General features: G+C 67.8%; 25 protein-coding genes. 23 read left to right on the top strand and 2 right to left on the bottom strand.

The genetic code is table 11. From position 1 onward, the window contains the following. The first annotated feature begins 12 nt into the window (after positions 1-12). From murA to tatC, 18 genes are all read left to right on the top strand, one after another. Positions 13-1,299 (top strand): UDP-N-acetylglucosamine 1-carboxyvinyltransferase, encoded by a 1,287-nt coding sequence (gene murA / locus AC1DYD_RS00500; protein WP_478170789.1) that lies wholly within the window; start codon positions 13-15, stop codon positions 1,297-1,299. Then, on the top strand, positions 1,296-1,940 hold the full coding sequence (gene hisG, locus AC1DYD_RS00505; RefSeq protein ID WP_478170790.1) for an ATP phosphoribosyltransferase: 645 nt from the start codon (positions 1,296-1,298) through the stop codon (positions 1,938-1,940). Before murA ends, hisG begins: the two co-directional genes overlap by 4 nt. Further along, entirely contained in the window at positions 1,937-3,265 is a 1,329-nt protein-coding gene (gene hisD / locus AC1DYD_RS00510) for a histidinol dehydrogenase (RefSeq protein ID WP_478170791.1), read from the top strand. Before hisG ends, hisD begins: the two co-directional genes overlap by 4 nt. Beyond that, positions 3,262-3,816, top strand: a complete 555-nt coding sequence (locus AC1DYD_RS00515; protein ID WP_478170792.1) for an LbetaH domain-containing protein — start codon at positions 3,262-3,264, stop codon at positions 3,814-3,816. The genes hisD and AC1DYD_RS00515 overlap by 4 nt, the downstream gene beginning before the upstream one ends. Next, positions 3,783-4,160 carry a Rap1a/Tai family immunity protein gene (locus tag AC1DYD_RS00520; RefSeq protein ID WP_478170793.1) on the top strand — a complete coding sequence of 126 codons (378 nt, stop codon included), beginning with the start codon at positions 3,783-3,785 and terminating at the stop codon, positions 4,158-4,160. The genes AC1DYD_RS00515 and AC1DYD_RS00520 overlap by 34 nt, the downstream gene beginning before the upstream one ends. Positions 4,161-4,171: 11 nt before the next feature. Further along, entirely contained in the window at positions 4,172-5,263 is a 1,092-nt protein-coding gene (gene hisC / locus AC1DYD_RS00525) for a histidinol-phosphate transaminase (protein ID WP_478170794.1), read from the top strand. Continuing rightward, positions 5,260-5,889, top strand: coding sequence for an imidazoleglycerol-phosphate dehydratase HisB (gene hisB / locus AC1DYD_RS00530; protein WP_478170795.1), 630 nt, complete (start codon positions 5,260-5,262; stop codon positions 5,887-5,889). The genes hisC and hisB overlap by 4 nt, the downstream gene beginning before the upstream one ends. 16 nt (positions 5,890-5,905) lie before the next feature. Beyond that, entirely contained in the window at positions 5,906-6,556 is a 651-nt protein-coding gene (gene hisH, locus AC1DYD_RS00535; protein ID WP_478170796.1) for an imidazole glycerol phosphate synthase subunit HisH, read from the top strand. Positions 6,557-6,682: 126 nt separating this feature from the next. Beyond that, positions 6,683-7,429 carry a 1-(5-phosphoribosyl)-5-[(5-phosphoribosylamino)methylideneamino]imidazole-4-carboxamide isomerase gene (gene hisA / locus AC1DYD_RS00540; protein WP_478170797.1) on the top strand — a complete coding sequence of 249 codons (747 nt, stop codon included), beginning with the start codon at positions 6,683-6,685 and terminating at the stop codon, positions 7,427-7,429. Positions 7,430-7,538: 109 nt separating this feature from the next. Further along, positions 7,539-8,378 carry a D-hexose-6-phosphate mutarotase gene (locus AC1DYD_RS00545; protein ID WP_478170798.1) on the top strand — a complete coding sequence of 280 codons (840 nt, stop codon included), beginning with the start codon at positions 7,539-7,541 and terminating at the stop codon, positions 8,376-8,378. Between the two features lie 24 nt (positions 8,379-8,402). Beyond that, on the top strand, positions 8,403-9,182 hold the full coding sequence (gene hisF, locus AC1DYD_RS00550; RefSeq protein WP_478170799.1) for an imidazole glycerol phosphate synthase subunit HisF: 780 nt from the start codon (positions 8,403-8,405) through the stop codon (positions 9,180-9,182). A 16-nt stretch (positions 9,183-9,198) separates the two neighbouring features. After that, positions 9,199-9,600 (top strand): phosphoribosyl-AMP cyclohydrolase, encoded by a 402-nt coding sequence (gene hisI, locus AC1DYD_RS00555; RefSeq protein ID WP_478170800.1) that lies wholly within the window; start codon positions 9,199-9,201, stop codon positions 9,598-9,600. Further along, entirely contained in the window at positions 9,597-9,980 is a 384-nt protein-coding gene (locus tag AC1DYD_RS00560) for a phosphoribosyl-ATP diphosphatase (RefSeq protein ID WP_478170801.1), read from the top strand. The genes hisI and AC1DYD_RS00560 overlap by 4 nt, the downstream gene beginning before the upstream one ends. 14 nt (positions 9,981-9,994) lie before the next feature. Continuing rightward, positions 9,995-10,384 carry a DUF4870 family protein gene (locus AC1DYD_RS00565; RefSeq protein ID WP_478170802.1) on the top strand — a complete coding sequence of 130 codons (390 nt, stop codon included), beginning with the start codon at positions 9,995-9,997 and terminating at the stop codon, positions 10,382-10,384. Beyond that, entirely contained in the window at positions 10,374-10,733 is a 360-nt protein-coding gene (locus AC1DYD_RS00570) for a histidine triad nucleotide-binding protein (RefSeq protein WP_478170803.1), read from the top strand. Before AC1DYD_RS00565 ends, AC1DYD_RS00570 begins: the two co-directional genes overlap by 11 nt. A gap of 65 nt (positions 10,734-10,798) precedes the next feature. Continuing rightward, the gene (gene tatA / locus AC1DYD_RS00575) at positions 10,799-11,041 is read left to right on the top strand and encodes a Sec-independent protein translocase subunit TatA (RefSeq protein ID WP_478170804.1); all 243 of its coding nucleotides are present in this window, start codon (positions 10,799-10,801) and stop codon (positions 11,039-11,041) included. Between the two features lie 13 nt (positions 11,042-11,054). Beyond that, positions 11,055-11,513: a Sec-independent protein translocase protein TatB gene (gene tatB, locus AC1DYD_RS00580; RefSeq protein ID WP_478170805.1), complete on the top strand. Its 459-nt coding sequence runs from the start codon at positions 11,055-11,057 to the stop codon at positions 11,511-11,513. A 61-nt stretch (positions 11,514-11,574) separates the two neighbouring features. Then, positions 11,575-12,375: a twin-arginine translocase subunit TatC gene (gene tatC / locus AC1DYD_RS00585; protein WP_478170806.1), complete on the top strand. Its 801-nt coding sequence runs from the start codon at positions 11,575-11,577 to the stop codon at positions 12,373-12,375. A gap of 27 nt (positions 12,376-12,402) precedes the next feature. Here tatC and AC1DYD_RS00590 read toward each other — a convergent pair whose 3' ends face one another. After that, complete coding sequence (locus AC1DYD_RS00590) at positions 12,403-13,563, bottom strand: S1C family serine protease (RefSeq protein ID WP_478170807.1); 1,161 nt, start codon at positions 13,561-13,563, stop codon at positions 12,403-12,405. A gap of 26 nt (positions 13,564-13,589) precedes the next feature. On the opposite strand from AC1DYD_RS00590, the gene AC1DYD_RS00595 reads away from it, so the two are divergent. The 3 genes from AC1DYD_RS00595 to pdxA are packed head-to-tail and all read left to right on the top strand — an operon-like array spanning position 13,590 to position 15,738. Beyond that, positions 13,590-13,898: a hypothetical protein gene (locus tag AC1DYD_RS00595; protein ID WP_478171102.1), complete on the top strand. Its 309-nt coding sequence runs from the start codon at positions 13,590-13,592 to the stop codon at positions 13,896-13,898. Continuing rightward, positions 13,895-14,668 (top strand): Nif3-like dinuclear metal center hexameric protein, encoded by a 774-nt coding sequence (locus AC1DYD_RS00600; RefSeq protein WP_478170808.1) that lies wholly within the window; start codon positions 13,895-13,897, stop codon positions 14,666-14,668. Before AC1DYD_RS00595 ends, AC1DYD_RS00600 begins: the two co-directional genes overlap by 4 nt. Beyond that, on the top strand, positions 14,665-15,738 hold the full coding sequence (pdxA, locus tag AC1DYD_RS00605; RefSeq protein ID WP_478170809.1) for a 4-hydroxythreonine-4-phosphate dehydrogenase PdxA: 1,074 nt from the start codon (positions 14,665-14,667) through the stop codon (positions 15,736-15,738). Before AC1DYD_RS00600 ends, pdxA begins: the two co-directional genes overlap by 4 nt. 78 nt (positions 15,739-15,816) lie before the next feature. Here the strand turns inward: pdxA and mscL are convergent, their stop codons facing one another. Further along, complete coding sequence (mscL, locus tag AC1DYD_RS00610) at positions 15,817-16,242, bottom strand: large conductance mechanosensitive channel protein MscL (protein WP_478170810.1); 426 nt, start codon at positions 16,240-16,242, stop codon at positions 15,817-15,819. Positions 16,243-16,414: 172 nt separating this feature from the next. Here mscL and petA point away from each other — a divergent pair, with 172 nt between their 5' ends. After that, positions 16,415-17,038 (top strand): ubiquinol-cytochrome c reductase iron-sulfur subunit, encoded by a 624-nt coding sequence (gene petA / locus AC1DYD_RS00615; RefSeq protein WP_478170811.1) that lies wholly within the window; start codon positions 16,415-16,417, stop codon positions 17,036-17,038. A 13-nt stretch (positions 17,039-17,051) separates the two neighbouring features. Continuing rightward, entirely contained in the window at positions 17,052-18,452 is a 1,401-nt protein-coding gene (locus AC1DYD_RS00620) for a cytochrome b (protein WP_478170812.1), read from the top strand.

Consider the following 18,452-nt stretch of genomic DNA (forward strand, 5'->3'; position numbering starts at 1 on the left):
GCTGGATTCCTCATGGACAAACTCCTGATTCGCGGCGGGCGCAAGCTCCGCGGCGAGGTACTCATTTCCGGCGCCAAGAACGCCGCGCTGCCCGAGTTGTGCGCAGCCCTGCTGACCGACCGTCCGGTGACGCTGCACAACGTGCCGCGCCTGAAGGATGTCGCGACCATGCTCAAGCTGGTCCACAACATGGGCGTCAGCGCCGAGCGCGACGACAACGGCACGGTGCGCATCGATGCGCGCTCGCTCGAGGTGCCCGAGGCACCCTACGAACTGGTCAAGACGATGCGGGCCTCGGTGCTCGCGCTCGGTCCGCTGCTGGCGCGCTTTGGCCGGGCCAAGGTCTCGCTGCCGGGCGGTTGCGCGATCGGTTCGCGTCCGGTCGACCAGCACATCAAGGGCCTGCAGGCCATGGGTGCCGAGATCGTGGTCGAGCACGGCTACATGGTGGCGGGCATCGGCGGCGGCCGCGAGCGCCTGCATGGCGCCCGCATCACGACCGACATGGTGACCGTCACCGGCACCGAGAACTTCCTCATGGCCGCGGCGCTGGCCGAGGGCGAGACCGTTCTCGAGAATGCCGCCCAGGAGCCCGAGATCGCCGACCTGGCCGAGATGCTGATCGCCATGGGCGCGAAGATCGAAGGCCATGGCACCAGCCGCATTCGCATCCAGGGGGTGGCGCGGCTCGACGGCTGCACGCACCAGGTGGTGGCCGACCGGATCGAGGCCGGCACCTTCCTGTGCGCCGTGGCCGCGGCCGGCGGCGACGTGTTCCTCAAGCATGGCCGGGCCGACCATCTCGACGCCGTGATCGAGAAGCTGCGCGAAGCCGGCGCCCAGGTGTCGGCGGTCGACGGCGGCATCCGCGTGCAGAGCCAGGGCCGGCTCAAGGCGCAGAGCTTCCGCACCACCGAATATCCGGGCTTCCCGACCGACATGCAGGCCCAGTTCATGGCGCTCAACGCGATTGCCGAGGGCACCTCGACCGTGACCGAGACGATCTTCGAGAACCGCTTCATGCACGTCGACGAGATGCTGCGCCTGGGCGCCAAGATCCAGACCGACGGCAAGGTGGCGGTGATCGAGGGTGTCGCGCAGCTCTCCGGCGCCACCGTGATGGCGACCGACCTGCGGGCTTCGGCCAGCCTCGTGATCGCCGGCCTGGTGGCCGACGGCGAGACGCTGGTCGACCGCATCTACCACCTCGACCGCGGCTACGACCGCATGGAAAGCAAGCTGCGCGGCCTCGGCGCCGACATCGAGCGGGTCGCCGGACCGGCCGAGGTGCAGCCGTGATCACGCTGGCGCTGTCGAAGGGCCGGATCTTCGAGGAGACCCTGCCGCTGCTGGCCGCGGCCGGCATCGAGGTGACCGAGGACCCCGAGAAGTCGCGCAAGCTGATCCTCGGCACCACCCGGCCCGATGTCCGCGTGGTGCTGGTGCGCGCCTCGGACGTGCCGACCTACGTGCAGTACGGCGGCGCCGATCTCGGCGTGACCGGGCTCGACGTGTTGCTCGAGCACGGCAACCAAGGGCTCTACCAGCCGCTCGACCTGCGCATCGCCGCCTGCCGCCTGAGCGTGGCGGTGCGCGCCGACTACGACTACGCCTCGGCCGTGAAGCAGGGTTCGCGCCTCAAGGTGGCGACCAAGTACGTCGGCCTGGCGCGCGAGTTCTTCGCCAGCAAGGGCGTGCACGTGGACCTGATCAAGCTCTATGGCAGCATGGAGCTGGCGCCGCTCACCGGCCTGGCCGACGCGATCGTCGACCTGGTCTCGACCGGCAACACCCTCAAGGCCAACCAGCTGGTCGAGGTCGAGCGCATCATGGACATCAGCGCCCGGCTGGTGGTCAACCAGGCGGCGCTCAAGCTCAAGCAGGAGGCCATCCGCCGCATCGTCGATGCCTTCGCATCGGCCATTCCGACATCGAAATGAACCTGAAAGCCGCACCCGCCCGCCTGTCCACCGTTTCGGCCGCCTTCGAGGCCGAGTTCAAGGCGCGCCTGCATTGGTCCGCCGAAGCGGATGCGGCCATCGAGCAGGTGGTGGCCGACATCCTGGCCGACGTGCAGCGCCGGGGCGACGAGGCGGTGCTCGACTACACGCGGCGCTTCGACCGCCTCGACGTCGACGGCATGCCGGCGCTGGAACTCACGGCCGTCGAGTTGCGCGCCGCCTTCGAGTCGCTGCCGGCGCAGCAAAAGGATGCGCTCGAGGCCGCGGCGCGCCGCGTCCGCAGTTACCACGAGGCCCAGAAAAAGGCCAGCGGCGAGAGCTGGAGCTACCGCGACGCCGACGGCACGCTGCTGGGCCAGAAGGTGACGCCGCTGGACCGTGTCGGCATCTACGTCCCCGGCGGCAAGGCCGCCTATCCGTCGAGCGTCCTGATGAACGCGATCCCGGCGCACGTGGCGGGCGTCGGCGAAATCATCATGGTCGTGCCCACGCCGGGTGGCGAGAAGAATCCGCTGGTGCTGGCTGCCGCCCACGTCGCGGGCGTCACGCGCGCCTTCACGATCGGCGGCGCCCAGGCCGTGGCGGCGCTGGCCTACGGCACGGCGACGATTCCGGCGGTCGACAAGATCACCGGCCCCGGCAACGCCTACGTGGCGGCCGCCAAGCGGCGGGTGTTCGGCACCGTCGGCATCGACATGATCGCCGGTCCGAGCGAGATCCTGGTGCTGGCCGACGGCAGCACGCCGCCCGACTGGGTGGCCATGGACCTGTTCAGCCAGGCCGAGCACGACGAACTCGCGCAGAGCATTCTGCTCAGCCCCGACGCCGGCTACATCGAGCGCGTGCAACAGGAAATCGACCGCCTGCTGCCCGCGATGCCGCGGGCCGAAATCATCGCCGCCTCGCTCAACGGCCGGGGCGCGCTGATCCACACACGCAGCATGGAGGAAGCCTGCGAGATCAGCAACCGCATCGCCCCCGAGCACCTCGAAGTCAGCAGCCGGGAGCCGCACCGCTGGGAGCCGCTGCTCAGGCATGCCGGCGCGATCTTCCTGGGCGCCTACACGAGCGAAAGCCTCGGCGACTACTGCGCCGGTCCGAACCACGTGCTGCCCACCAGCGGCACGGCGCGCTTCAGTTCGCCGCTCGGGGTCTACGATTTCCAGAAGCGATCGAGCCTGATCGAAGTCAGCGAGGAGGGCGCCCAGGCGCTGGGCCAGGTGGCCTCGGTGCTGGCGCACGGCGAAGGCCTGCAGGCGCATGCGCGGGCCGCCGAAATGCGCTTGCGCGACGCAAAGCCATGACACAGGGCGCCATGGACCTGAAGACCAGCCGCGGGCATCCCTGGAGCCTGGGCCAGAAGCTGCGCCGCGTTGCCTGGATGCTGGTCTGGGGCCTGCTGGGCCGTCCCGGACCGCGTGCGTTCTCGCCGCTGAGGCTGTTCCTGCTGCGGCTTTTCGGGGCCCGGATCGGCGAGCGGGTGCTGGTCAGCACCGGCGTCAAGGTCTTGATGCCCTGGAACCTCGAGATCGGCGAGTACACGGCCATCGGCGAGGGGGTCGAGATCTACAACTATGGCCAGGTCCGCATCGGCAAGAACTGCTGCGTCTCGCAGCGGGTGTGGCTGTGCACCGGCACGCACGACTACAAGCTGCCCAGCTTTCCGCTGATCTGGGACGACATCCAGGTCGGCGATGGCGTCTGGCTGGCCGCCGAATCCTTCGTCGGGCCCGGCGTCACGATCGGCGACGGTGCCGTGGTGGGGGCCCGCTCGGTCGTCACCCGCGATCTCGAAGGCTGGGCGGTTTTTGCAGGGAACCCATGCGTGCTGATCAAGCCCCGCCCGCGCGACTGATCCTCTTCGGGGCGGCCGGCGTCTTTCTGCTTGCGCTGTCGACATTCGCGCAGGCGATGTCGATCCGAGAAATTCGCATGCTCGAGGCCAACGAGAAGGACGGCAAGCTCTACGCCAACTACTACCTGGTCGGCGTCATGGAAGGCCTGCGCGAAGCCAGCGAGGCCGAGCGGCGTGCCGGCCAGAAGCCGCTGTTCTGCATCAACGGGCGCCGCCTCGAACCGGTGATGGCACGCTCCCTCTATCAAACCGAACTGACGCGCAACGCCGAGAGCTACGAGGCGGACATGCCGGTCCAGCTGGTGCTCTCGGCCGCGCTGCGCAACAGCTACCCCTGCAACTGACCGACCCTGCCATGACCGCCATCGACAACACCCGCCGTGCGCTGGCGCGCATCCGCGCCGACGTGCAATCCATGCATGCCTATGCCGTGCAGGATGCCCGTGGCCTGATCAAGCTCGATGCCATGGAGAACCCCCACGGCCTGTCGCCGGCGCTGCAGGCGGCGCTTGGCCAGCGGCTGGGCGCCGTGGCGCTGAACCGTTATCCCGGCGAGCGCGGCGCCGATCTGCAGCGGGCCCTGGCTGCCCATGCCGGCATGCCCGAGGGCTTCGCGCTGATGCTCGGCAACGGCTCGGACGAGCTGATCTCCCTGCTGGCGATCGCCTGCGACCTGCCCGGCGCCACGATCCTGGCGCCGGTGCCCGGCTTCGTGATGTACGCCATGAGCGCGCAGTTGCAGGGCCTGCGCTTCGTCGGCGTCCCGCTCACCGCCGATTTCGAGCTCGACGAGGGCGCGATGCTCGACGCCATCGCCAGAGAAAAGCCTGCCATCGTCTTCCTGGCCTACCCGAACAACCCGACCGCCAACCTCTGGGACGACGCCGTGATCGAGAAGATCGTCGAGGCCCAGGGCGCCCAGGGCGGGCTGGTGGTCATCGACGAGGCCTACCAGCCCTTCGCGGGCCGCAGCTACATCGATCGGGTGGCGCGCCACGGCCACGTGCTGCTGATGCGCACGCTCAGCAAGTTCGGCCTGGCCGGGGCCCGCCTGGGCTACCTGATGGGGCCGGCGGCGCTGGTGGCGGAGATCGACAAGGTGCGCCCGCCCTACAACATCAGCGTGCTCAACTGCGAGTGCGCGCTGTTCGCGCTCGAACACGCCGCGGTGTTCGACGCCCAGGCGGCCGAGATCCGCAGCCAGCGCGCCGGATTGGTCGAGCGGCTGGCCCGCCTGCCGGCGGTCCGGAGCTGGCCGAGCGAGGCCAACATGATCCTGATCCGGGTCCCCGACGCGGCAAAGACCTTCGAGGGCATGAAGGCTCGCGGCGTGCTGGTCAAGAACGTTTCTAAAATGCACACATTGCTGGCGAACTGCCTGCGCCTGACGGTCGGCACCGCCGACGAGAACGCGCAGATGCTCGCCGCCCTCGAAGCCTCACTATGAACACCCCTCTGGCACCCGAAGCCGTCGTCGCCGCCGGCGCGCGCTCGGCCTGCGTCACGCGCAACACGGCCGAAACCAGGATCACGGTCAAGGTCGACCTCGACGGCACCGGCCGCGCGAAACTGTCGACCGGCATCGGTTTTTTCGACCACATGCTCGACCAGATCGCCCGCCACGGCCTGATCGACCTCGACATCGACTGCCAGGGCGACCTGCACATCGACGGCCACCACACGGTCGAGGATGTCGGCATCACGCTGGGCCAGGCGGTGGCCAAGGCGGTCGGCGACAAGAAGGGCATCAGACGCTATGGGCATGCCTACGTGCCGCTCGACGAGGCGCTGAGCCGTGTCGTGATCGACTTCTCGGGCCGCCCCGGCCTGGTGATGGATGTGCCCTTCACCAGCGGCATGATCGGCACCTTCGACAGCCAGCTGACCTACGAGTTCTTCCAGGGCTTCGTCAACCACGCCTTCGTGACCCTGCACATCGACAACCTCAAGGGCGTCAACGCGCACCACCAGTGCGAAACCGTGTTCAAGGCCTTCGCACGGGCGCTGCGGGCCGCGCTCGAGCTCGACCCGCGCTCGGCCGGCGTCATTCCCTCGACGAAGGGCTCGCTCTGAGCCGCCGAACTCTCTCATGACCTCCAATACCGTCGCCGTCGTCGACTACGGCATGGGCAACCTGCGCTCGGTGTCGCAGGCCGTGCAGCACGCCGCCGACCAGGTCGGCGTCGAAGTGTTCGTCACCTCCGATCCCGACGTGGTTCGCCGGGCCACCCGCGTGGTGCTGCCGGGGCAGGGCGCGATGCCCGATTGCATGCGCGAACTGGCCGACTCGGGCCTGCTCGAGTCGGTGCTCGAGGCGGCCGCCGGCAAACCGCTGTTCGGCGTCTGCGTCGGCATGCAGATGCTGCTGTCGCACAGCGACGAAGGGCCGACCGACGGCCTGGGCCTGATTCCCGGCAACGTCCGCAAGTTCGAGCTCCAAGGACGCCTGCAGCCGGACGGCAGCCGTTACAAGGTGCCGCAGATGGGCTGGAACCAAGTGCTGCAGACGCGGGCGCACCCGGTCTGGGCCGGCGTGCCCGACCAGAGCTACTTCTATTTCGTCCACAGCTTCTATGCCGAGCCCGCCGACCCGGCGCACAGCGCCGGCGAGGCCGACTACGGCGGGCGCTTTACCGCCGCCCTGGCACGCGATAACATTTTTGCCACCCAGTTCCACCCGGAGAAGAGTGCGGACCACGGGTTGCAGCTCTATCGAAACTTCCTCCACTGGAATCCCTGACGCACTGAACGCTCCCACGCTTCGACCCGGGCCCGCGTTCGCTGGCTTGCCGGGTTGGGTACCATCGCGCTTTATTCCGTCCACCGTCCCCATCCCTCTCCGTACGCCACGCAATCCCGCACCACCATGCTCCTCATTCCTGCGATCGACCTCAAAGATGGCCACTGCGTTCGCCTCAAGCAGGGCGATATGGACCAGTCCACCACTTTCGGCGAAGACCCGGCCGCGATGGCGCGCAAGTGGCTCGAAGCCGGCGCACGCCGACTGCACCTGGTCGACCTGAACGGCGCCTTTGCCGGCAAGCCGCAGAACCATGCGGCGATCAAGGCGATCCTGAAGGCGGTCGGCGACGACATCCCGGTGCAGCTCGGTGGCGGCATCCGCGACCTCGACACCATCGAGCGCTACATCGACGACGGCCTGCGCTACGTCATCATCGGCACCGCCGCAGTCAAGAACCCCGGCTTCCTGAAGGATGCCTGCAGCGCCTTCGGCGGCCACATCATCGTCGGCCTGGATGCCAAGGACGGCAAGGTGGCGACCGACGGCTGGAGCAAGCTGACCGGGCACGAGGTTGCCGATCTCGGCAAGAAGTTCGAGGACTACGGCGTCGAATCGATCATCTACACCGACATCGGCCGCGACGGCATGCTGTCGGGCATCAACATCGACGCCACGGTGCGGCTGGCCCAGGCGCTGACCATCCCCGTGATCGCTTCCGGCGGGCTCTCGAACATGGCCGACATCGACAAGCTGTGCGCGGTCGAGGCGGACGGCATCGAGGGCGTGATCTGTGGTCGGGCCATCTATTCGGGCGACCTGGATTTCGCCGCCGCCCAGGCCCGCGCCGACGAACTCGCCGACGCCTCATAGCCTCGCCCCGGGGCCGGTCGAGGCGGGCGCCGGATGGCGTCCAGCACGGAAACCAGTGCGCGTGTCGGCGCTCCCGCACGCAAGCACCGGCCAAACCTAGAATCGGGCCATGACTTTCCAAGCCCTCGCCTATCGCGGCCAGCCGGCCGTGCGCTTGGCGCTGCCCGGCGGCGACAGCTGCACCGTCGCGCTGCATGGCGCCCACGTGTTGTCCTGGATGACCGCCGATGGCATCGAACGGCTCTACCTGAGCCCCGAAGCCCGCTTCGACGGCCGCAGCCCGATCCGCGGCGGCGTGCCGGTCTGCTGGCCGCAGTTCAACCAGCGAGGCCTGCTGCCCAAGCACGGCTTCGCCCGCAACCTGGCCTGGACAGCCGAAGCGCAGGCCGACGACCGGCGCGACACCGTCGTGCTGGCGTTGCGCGACGATACGGCCACCCGGGCCCTCTGGCCGCACGCGTTCCGGGCCCGCCTGGCCGTGACCCTGGCGCCGCACGCGCTGCGCATCGTGCTGTCGATCGACAACATGGGCGGCGAGCCCTGGCCCTTCGCGGCCGCGCTCCATAGCTACCTGCGGGTCGACGATGTCACCCGGGTTCGGCTCGAGGGCCTGCAGGGCGCCAACCGCTGGGATGCGGTGCGCGACGACCGGCATGTCGAGATGGCGCCGGCGCCGGGTTTCGGCGCCGAATTCGACAGCGTCTACACCGCGCCCGCCCGGCCGCTTCGGCTGGTGCAGCCTTCGGGCACACTAGAGATCTCGCAAAGCGCGAGTTGCACCGAGACCGTGGTCTGGAATCCGGGCCCGGCACTCTCCGCCCAGCTCGACGACCTGCCCGACGACGGCTGGCGCCACATGCTCTGCGTCGAGGCCGCCCGCATCGACGAAGCCGTGCTGCTGGCGCCCGGCGCCCAGTGGCAGGGCTGGCAGCAGCTCAAGGTCGTCTGAACCCCTCACCGTCCGAATCCCACCATGCTTGCCAAACGCATCATTCCCTGTCTCGACGTCACCGGCGGCCGCGTCGTCAAGGGCGTCAACTTCGTCGAACTGCGCGACGCCGGCGACCCGGTCGAGATCGCGGCCCGCTACAACGCCCAGGGCGCCGACGAGCTGACCTTCCTCGACATCACCGCCACCAGCGACGGCCGCGACCTGATCCTGCCGATCATCGAGGCGGTGGCCTCCCAGGTCTTCATTCCGCTGACTGTCGGCGGCGGCGTGCGCACGGTGGCCGACGTCCGCCGGCTGCTCAACGCCGGAGCCGACAAGACCAGCTTCAATTCGGCCGCGATCGCCAATCCCCAGGTCATCGAGGACGCATCCCAGAAGTACGGCGCCCAGTGCATCGTGGTGGCGATCGACGCCAAGCGGCGCACGCCCGAGGACGCCGAGCGGCGCGGGCCCGGCTGGGACGTCTACAGTCACGGTGGGCGCAAGAACACCGGCCTCGACGCCGTGCAGTGGGCGGTCGAGATGGCGCGCCGCGGTGCCGGCGAGATCCTCCTGACCAGCATGGACCGCGACGGCACCAAGAGCGGCTTCGACCTCGAGCTCACGCGGGCCGTGAGCGACGCCGTCAGCGTGCCGGTGATCGCCTCCGGCGGTGTCGGCAGTCTCGAGCATCTGGCCGACGGCATCCAGGCCGGCGGCGCCGACGCGGTGCTGGCGGCCAGCATCTTCCACTTCGGCGAGTTCACGGTCGGCGACGCCAAGCGGCAGATGGCCGCGCGCGGCATCCCGGTGCGCCTGTGACCGACAATAGGCCGCTATGAACTGGCTCGATGAAGTGAAATGGGATGCGAACGGCCTGGTGCCGGTGATCGCGCAGGAGCAGGGCAGCAACGACGTGCTGATGTTCGCCTGGATGGACCGCGAGGCGCTCGCCAAGACGGCCGAGACCGGCCGCGCCGTGTACTTCAGCCGCTCGCGCAAGAAGCTGTGGTTCAAGGGCGAGGAATCCGGCCATGTGCAGACCGTGCACGAGATCCGGATCGATTGCGACAACGACGTGGTGCTGCTCAAGGTCACGCAGCAGGGCCACGAGCCCGGCATCGCCTGCCACACGGGGCGCCACAGCTGCTTCTTCAGCAAGTACGAGAACGGCCAATGGACCGTCACCGAGCCGGTCCTGAAAGACCCGGCCTCGATCTACACATCGTCACCGAGATGAGCACCGAATCCCGCAACGCCGAAGACGCCCTGGCGCGCCTGGCCGCCGTCATCGAGAGCCGGCTGCCGGCACGCGGCGGCGACCCCGAGAAGAGCTACGTCGCCCGCCTGCTGCAACGTGGTCCGGACACCTTCCTGAAGAAGATCGGCGAGGAGGCCACCGAGGTCGTGATGGCCGCCAAGGATGCCGATCACGGCGGCGACCGCACGAAACTGGTGAACGAAGTCGCCGACCTCTGGTTCCACAGCATGGTGGCGCTGGCGCACTACGGGTTCTCGCCCGCCGACGTGGTGGCCGAACTCGAGCGCCGCGAAGGCACCAGCGGCATCGAGGAAAAGGCCCTGCGCAAGGCGCAGGACCGCGAAGCTTCCAACGACTGAAAGGAGCGCACGCCATGCCCAACGACATCGTGACCACCGAGCCCGACGACTCGCTCAAGACCTGGGGCTGGGTCAGTTACATCCTGCATCTGGTGGTGGCGGTCGGCGCCGTGCTGCCCGGCGCCCAGGCCTCGATCGGCCTGCTGGTGATCGCGCTGGTCATCGACCTGGTCAAGCGCGAGGACGCCGCCGGCAGCTGGCAGGCCTCGCACTTCAGCTGGCGCATCCGCACGGTGCTCTGGGCCGGCGTGCTGTACGTGCTGACTTCGTGGCTCTGGCTGCTCTTTCTCGTGCCGGGCTGGATCGCCTGGGCACTGATTTCGCTTTGGTTCCTCTATCGCATCGTCAAGGGGATGGTGCGCATGAACGCGGGCCGACCCATGGAAACAGCCAATGTCATCTGACCCGAACTGCGTCTTCTGCAAAATCATCGAAGGCAAGATCCCGTCGCGCAAGGTCTACGAGGACGACGAGCTGTTCGTTTTCCACGACATCGCGCCGTGGGCGCCGGTGCATTTCATGATCGTTCCGAAGCGCCACATCCCGTCGATGGCGCAGGTGACGACCGACGATTCCGCGCTGCTCGGCAAGATCATGACCCTGGCGCCCAAGCTGGCGGTCGAGCAGGGCTGCCGTCCCTACCCCAAGGGCGGATTCCGCATCATGGTCAACACCGGCGCCGAGGGCGGACAGGAAGTGCACCATCTCCATGTCCACGTCATGGGCGGCCCGAGGCCCTGGCTCAGGGGTTGAAAGCCATCCTTTCGGCCGGTCATTTCGCGGCGACTAAAATCCGACACATTCTTCAGGAGTAATCCATGGGTTCACTTTCCATCTGGCACTGGCTCATCGTGCTGCTCGTCGTCGTGATGATCTTCGGCACCAAGAAGCTGCGCAACATGGGCTCCGACCTGGGCGGCGCCGTGAAGGGCTTCAAGGACGGCATGAAGGACGGCGCCACGTCCGACGCGCCGACCGCCGCCGGCCCGAACGCCCAGGTGACCGCCAACAGCACCGCCGACAAGTCGACGATCGACGTCGAAGCGCGTCAGAAGTCCTGAGCCAGACCGTTCCGTGATCGACCTCGGCATCTCGAAGCTGGCCCTGATCGGCGCCGTGGCGCTGATCGTCATCGGGCCGGAGAAGCTGCCGCGCGTGGCGCGCACCGTCGGCACCCTGCTCGGCAAGGCGCAGCGCTACGTGAACGACGTCAAGGCCGAGGTCAACCGCTCGATGGACCTCGACGAACTTCGCAAGATGAAGGACACGGTCCAGGAGGCGGCGCGCGATGTCGAGCAAAGCATCCAGTCCGGTGCCAGCGACTTCGAGAAGCAGTTCTCCGAGAGCGGCCAGACGCTTTCCGAACTGTCCGACACCCCCCCCTCGTACCCCGAATACAAGCACCCACGCAAGAACTGGCGCCTGAAGCAGGGCGCCACGCCGCAGTGGTACAAGGCGCGCAACGGCGTGCGCACGAAGGCGTTGTCGGGCGCCGCGCGCGTGGCCCGCTACCGTCCCCACAAGATCAACTAGCGCAAGCTGGCGAAACGGCCGCGCGCAGCGTGCGCCGCGCGCCCGACTGCAGCGTCCCCACATGGCCGATTCCACCGACAAGAACAAAGAAGACGAACTGGCCGGCACCGAGCAGCCTTTCGTCCAGCACCTCATGGAGCTGCGGGACCGCCTGCTCTACTGCGTCTACGGACTGGTCGTGGCCGGCGTGCTGCTGGCCATCTGGCCCGGCCCGGCCGGCCTGATCGACATGATCGCGGTGCCGATCCGCGCCCACATGCCGCCCGATGCCAAGCTGATCGCGATCGGCGTCTTCTCGCCTTTCTTCGTGCCGCTCAAGGTGCTGGCCATGACGGCGGTCCTGCTGGCGCTGCCCTGGCTGATGTACCAGGCCTGGATGTTCGTCGCACCCGGCCTCTACAGCCACGAGAAGAGGTTCGCGCTGCCGCTGATCTTCTTCGGCAGCCTGCTGGCCTACGCCGGCATCGCCTTCGTCCAGTTCTTCGTGCTCGACAAGATGTTCAGCTTCATCCAGAAGTTCACGCCGCCCTCGGTCAACGCCACGCCCGACATCTCGTCCTACGTGGAGGCGATCCTGTCGCTCTACATCGCCTTCGGGGTCGCCTTCCAGGTGCCGATCGTGGTGATGCTGCTGGTGCGCTTCGAGCTCGTCACGGTCGAGAAGCTGCGTTCCTTCCGAGGCTACTTCATCGTGCTGGCTTTCGTCATCGCCGCGGTGCTGACGCCGCCGGACGTGGTCTCGCAGCTCGCGCTGGCGATCCCGATGTGCCTGCTCTACGAGATCGGCATCATCGGCGCCCGCTACTTCACGAAATATTCCAAGCCGCCCGAAGAGAGCAGCACCGACTCGGCGCAGACCTGAACCCCCGGCCGGGCGGCCGGATTCGAATCACTCGGTCTCGCTCGGCGCTCGGCGCACCGATGACCTGGGCCGCAGGCCCGGCGTGATGTCGAGTTCCAGCTTGTCGCTGCCTCGCTGCAGCACGAAGCGCGTCGCCGTGCCGGGCTTGAGGCCGGCCACGGCGCTCAGCAGTTCCTGGGTGTTGCCGATGTTCTTCTCGCCCACGCCGGTGATCACGTCGCCGGGGAGCAGACCGGCCTTGGCGGCCGGGCCGTTCTGCAGCACGCCGGTGATGATCACGCCGGCGCTCGCCTTGACGCCGAAGGTCTCGGCCAGTTCGGGCGAGAGGTCGTTCGGCTCGACGCCGATCCAGCCGCGCGTGACCTTGCCGGCCTTCACGATGTCCTCGAGCACCTGCTTCGCGGTCGACACCGGGATCGCGAAGCCGATGCCCATGCTGCCGCCCGAGCGCGAGTAGATCGCGGTGTTGATGCCTTCGAGGTTGCCGTTGACGTCGATCAGCGCGCCGCCCGAGTTGCCAGGATTGATGGCTGCGTCGGTCTGGATGAAGTTCTCGAAGGTGTTGATGCCGAGCTGGTTGCGCCCGAGCGCCGAGACGATCCCGCTGGTCACGGTCTGGCCGACGCCGAAGGGGTTGCCGATGGCCAGCACCTGGTCGCCAACCTGCAGCGCGTCGGAGTTGCCCAGCACGATCACCGGCAGCTTGTCGAGCTCGATCTTGAGCACCGCGAGGTCGGTGTCGGGGTCGGTGCCGATCACCTTGCCACGCGCATGGCGGCTGTCGTTGAGCGTGACGTCGATCTCGTCCGCCCCCTCGACCACGTGGTTGTTGGTGAGGATGTAGCCGTCGGCGCTGACGATCACGCCGCTGCCGAGGCCGATCTGCGGCTGGTCGCCCTGGTCGCCGAAGAAGAAGCGAAACCAGGGGTCGTTACTGCGCGGCGAGCGCTGCGCCGCCTTGCTGGTGTTGATGCTGACCACCGCGGGCGAGGCTTTCTTGGCCGCGGCGCTGAGGCTGCCGGCGGTGAGGGTGCCGGCCGGCGCGGTGGGGGCTTCGATCACCGAGACCAGGCCATTGAGGGGGCCGTTGCGCCGGTTCAGCCATTCGGGCTTGAGCGTCGCGACGACGAAATAGGCCGCCAGCAGGACGGTCACGGCTTGGGCAAACAGCAGCCAGGTGCGTTTCATGAAAAAGGCAGGGAAGAAAGCGCCAATTGTCCCTCAAGGCCGGGAGCGACCTGTTCCGATGCCGTCCGGGGGGCCTGCCGACGACCCAGTCCCAAGGCAGGAAACAAGGGGAAACCCTTAAATCTCGCGCCTGTCCTGGTCGATGGCGCATTCCATTCATCCTCGGCGGCGTGTTCGGCCTGGTGTCGGTCTGCCTGCGCCGCTTCCTGCACGCGCACCGGGCCGCCAGCTTCTGCGTCGCGCTGCCGAGCCGGGTGCTGTCGGCCGCGATGCCCCTCGGCGCTCGCGGCCATGCGATGCGGTCCGCGGCCGCCGGGGCCACAATGGCGCGATGAGCACGACCCGCCACGAACTCCTGCACGCATTCGACCTGCTGCTGGCACCCGCGCGCTTCAAGGACTACGGGCCCAATGGCCTGCAGGTCGAGGGCCGCACCACGGTGCGCAAGATCGTCTCCGGCGTGACCGCCAGCCGGGCCCTGATCGAGGCCGCGATCCACGCCGAGGCGGATGCGATCTTCGTCCACCACGGCCTGTTCTGGCGCGGCCAGGACGGTCGCGTCACGGGCTGGATGCGACAGCGCCTCGGCTTGCTGCTCGGCGACGATGTCAACCTGTTCGCCTATCACCTGCCGCTCGATGCCCATCCCGAGCTCGGCAACAACGCGCAGCTCGGCCTGCGGCTCGGCCTGGTGGCGCACCCGGGTTCGGCCGGCCGTTTCGGCGAACAGGAGATCGGCTTCCTCGGCGCCCGCGACAGCGGTGAGGGCTTCGCGAGCGCGAAGCTGCTGGCCGCGCATGTCGAGAAGGCGCTCGGCAAGGCGGTGACGCTGGTCGAGGGCGCGCCGCGACCGATCCGCAACGTGGCCTGGTGCACGGGCGGTGCACAGGGCTACTTCGAGGCCGCGATCGCCGCCGGCGCCGATGCCTTCATCACGGGCGAGATCTCGGAGCCGCAGGCCCATTACGCCCGCGAGATGGGCGTCGCCTACCTGGCCTGCGGCCACCATGCCACCGAACGCTACGGTGCGCCGGCCGTCGCGGCCCATGTGGCCGCGCAGCTGGGCCTGGCGCACGAATTCATCGACATCGACAATCCGGCGTGAGCTTCGACACCGCTTCCCCCATCGCCCTCACGATCGGCGATCCCGCCGGCATCGGGCCCGAGATCATCGCCAAGGCCTTTCGCGATGCCGCCGCCGAACTGCGCGGATGCTTCGTCGCCGGCGACGCCGGACTCGTGCGCCGTGCCGCGCAGGCAATCGCCGCCGCCGGGGCCCCGGCCTTGCCGGTCGTACTGATCGAGGCGGCGGGCGAAGCCTGCGATGCGCCGCCGGGCTGCATCCCCGTGCTGCAGGTGGTCGCGCCGCCGGATGCGGCCATCGTGCAGGGCCGCATCAGTGCCGCTGCGGGCCGCATGGCCGGCGATTGCGTGGTCTGGGCCGCGCGCGCCGCGCTGCGCGGCGAGATCGCCGCGATCGTCACGGCGCCGCTGCACAAGGAAGCCCTCGCGGCGGCCGGTTTCCCCTATCCGGGCCACACCGAACTGCTGCAGGCCGAGGCCGCGGCCCATCTAGCCCGGCCGCTGTCCGAGGTGCCGGTGCGCATGATGCTCGCCAACGACGAACTGCGCACGGTGCTCGTGAGCATCCACATGTCGCTGCGGCAGGCCATCGAGGCCGTGACCTTCGACGGTGTGCTGCAGACGCTGCGCATCGCGCACCGGTCGCTCGGCGCGGTGCTCGGCCGGGCTCCGAAGATCGGCGTGGCGGGCCTCAATCCGCACGCGGGGGAGGGCGGGCTGTTCGGCTCCGAGGAGCGCGACATCATTGCGCCGGCGATCGCCGCTGCGCGGGCCGAAGGCATCGACGCCGACGGTCCGCATGCGCCGGACACCGTGTTCATGCGCGCGCGCGCCAAGGCCGGCGGCCGCGGCGAGTTCGACGTGGTGGTCGCGATGTACCACGACCAGGGGCTGATCCCGGTCAAGTACCTGGGCGTGGAGAAGGGCGTCAACGTGACGCTGGGCCTGCCGCTGGTGCGCACCAGCCCCGATCACGGCACGGCCTTCGACATCGCGGGCAGCGGCCGCGCCGATGCCTCGAGCCTGATCGAGGCGGTGCGGATGGCGCGGTCGTTGGTGCGGGGGGCTGAGTCTGCGCGGGATTTTTTCTAATCAGTTGAGGACAGAGCAAAAACTGCTACGCAGTTTCTTGGTCTGTCCCGCAAAGTCTCAGATTTGTCCCGCAAGGTCTCAGGAGCGCTTGAGGCTGTCGCGGATCTCGCGCAGCAGCATCACGTCTTCGGGCGTGGGCGCAGGCGGCGGGGCCTCGGTCGTCTTGCGCAGCTTGTTGATCTGCTTGACCATCAGAAAGATGATGAAGGCCAGGATCACGAAGTTCACCGCGACGGTGATGAAGTTGCCGTAGGCGAGCACCGGCGCGCCGGCCTTCTTGAGTTCGACCAGCGTGTCGGCCACGCCCGCCGGCCTCGGGCCGAGCACGATGTAGAGGTTGGAGAAGTCGAGCTTGCCGAAGATGAGGCCGACCAGCGGCATGATGATGTCGCTCACCAGCGAGTCGACGATCTTGCCGAAGGCCGCGCCGATGATCACGCCGACCGCCAGGTCGATGACGTTGCCCTTGACGGCAAATTCGCGGAACTCTTTCAGAAAGCTCATGTCGTGCACCTCTTCTGCGGCTTGTTTTGAACGCCGGCCAGTATAGGGTGGGCTTCGTGACGACCCCGGTCGAGGGCGTGCGTCGCGCGCCCGGTCACATTGAATTCGCCTTTTACGCTCCGCTACAATCGCGGGTTGACCCAAGTCCCCCCGAAGAAGATTGAGGATCTCCATGAGTGACAGCAGCGTGAGCACCGCCGGCCGCCCCCGGATCGACACCAGCAAGCGGACATGGTTGATCGCATCAGGCTGCGCAGGCGCAGTGGGTGGCGTGGCCGTGGCCGTGCCGTTCGTGAGCTCCTTCCAGCCGTCGGAAAAGGCCAAGGCTGCCGGCGCGCCGGTCGAGGCCGATATCGGTGCCCTGCAGGTCGGCGAGAAGATGACCGTCGAGTGGCGCGGCAAGCCGGTCTGGATCCTCAAGCGTTCGCCCGAGCAGGTCGCCGAGCTGCCCAAGCTCGACCCGCTGCTCGCCGATCCGCAATCCAAGCGCAACCCTGAAGAGTTCACGCCCGCCTACGCGCGCAACGACCACCGCTCGATCAAGCCCGAGATCCTGGTGGTCGTCGGCATCTGCACCCACCTGGGCTGCTCGCCCAGCGATCGCTTCCAGCCCGGCCCGCAGGCTTCGCTGCCCGACAACTGGGAGGGCGGCTTCCTGTGCCCCTGCCACGGCTCGACCTTCGACCTGGCCGGCCGCGTCTTCAAGAACAAGCCCGCACCCGACAACCTGCCGGTGCCGCAGCACATGTACCTCTCCGAAACGCGCCTCCTGATCGGCGACGACAAGAAGGCCTGAGGAGAACAAGAACATGGCTGAATTTCACGAAATTTCCCCCAACGCGCCGGCCGGCGAGAAGCTGCTCAACTGGGTCGACAACCGCTTCCCGCTGACCAAGCTCTGGAACGACCAGTGGGGCAAGTACTACGCACCGAAGAACTTCAACTTCTGGTACATCTTCGGCTCGCTCGCGATGCTGGTTCTCGTGATCCAGATCGTGACCGGCATCTTCCTCGTGATGCACTACAAGCCCGACGCCGCGCAGGCCTTCGGCTCGGTCGAATACATCATGCGCGACGTGCCCTGGGGCTGGCTGATCCGCTACATGCACTCGACGGGGGCCTCGGCCTTCTTCATCGTCGTCTACCTGCACATGTTCCGCGGCCTGATGTACGGCAGCTACCGCAAGCCGCGCGAGCTGATCTGGATCTTCGGCTGCGCGATCTTCCTGTGCCTGATGGCCGAGGCCTTCATGGGCTACCTGCTGCCCTGGGGCCAGATGAGCTACTGGGGTGCGCAGGTGATCGTCAACCTGTTCTCCGCGATCCCCTTTGTCGGTCCTGACCTGGCCCTGCTGATCCGCGGCGACTATGTGGTGAGCGACGCCACGCTCAACCGCTTCTTCAGCTTCCACGTGATCGCCGTGCCGCTGGTGCTGCTGGGCCTCGTGGTGGCCCACCTGATCGCGCTGCACGAAGTGGGTTCGAACAACCCCGACGGCATCGAGATCAAGGCCAGCCGCGGCGCCGACGGCCATCCGGTCGACGGCATCCCGTCGCACCCGTACTACACGGTGCACGACATCTTCGGCGTCGTGGTGTTCCTGACGATCTTCTCGGCCGTGATCTTCTTCGCGCCCGAAGCCGGCGGCTACTTCCTCGAGTACAACAACTTCATTCCGGCCGATTCGCTGAAGACGCCGAACCACATCGCGCCGGTCTGGTACTTCACGCCCTTCTATTCGATGCTGCGTGCCATCACCAGCGAGATGATGTATGCGCTGATCGCCTGCGTCGTCGCGGGAGCCGGCTACGGCGTCTGGAAGGCCCGCTTCCCGTCCTTCATCAAGGCCGGTGTCGTGGTGGTCGCCGTCGGCGTCATCGCGATGATGCTGTCGATCGACGCCAAGTTCTGGGGCGTGCTGGTGATGGGCGGCGCGGTCATCATCCTGTTCTTCCTGCCCTGGCTCGACCACAGCCCGGTCAAGTCGATCCGCTATCGCCCGAGCTGGCACAAGTATGTCTACGGCGTGTTCGTCGTCAACTTCGTGGTGCTGGCCTACCTCGGCGTGCAGCCGCCGTCGCCTGTCGGCGAACGCATCTCGCAGATCGGAACGCTCTTCTATTTCGGTTTCTTCCTGCTGATGCCGTGGTGGAGCCGCCTCGGCGAATTCAAGCCGGTCCCCGAGCGCGTGGTTTTCAACGCTCACTGA

It is taken from the genome of Variovorax sp. P4_B11 (assembly GCF_056402355.1).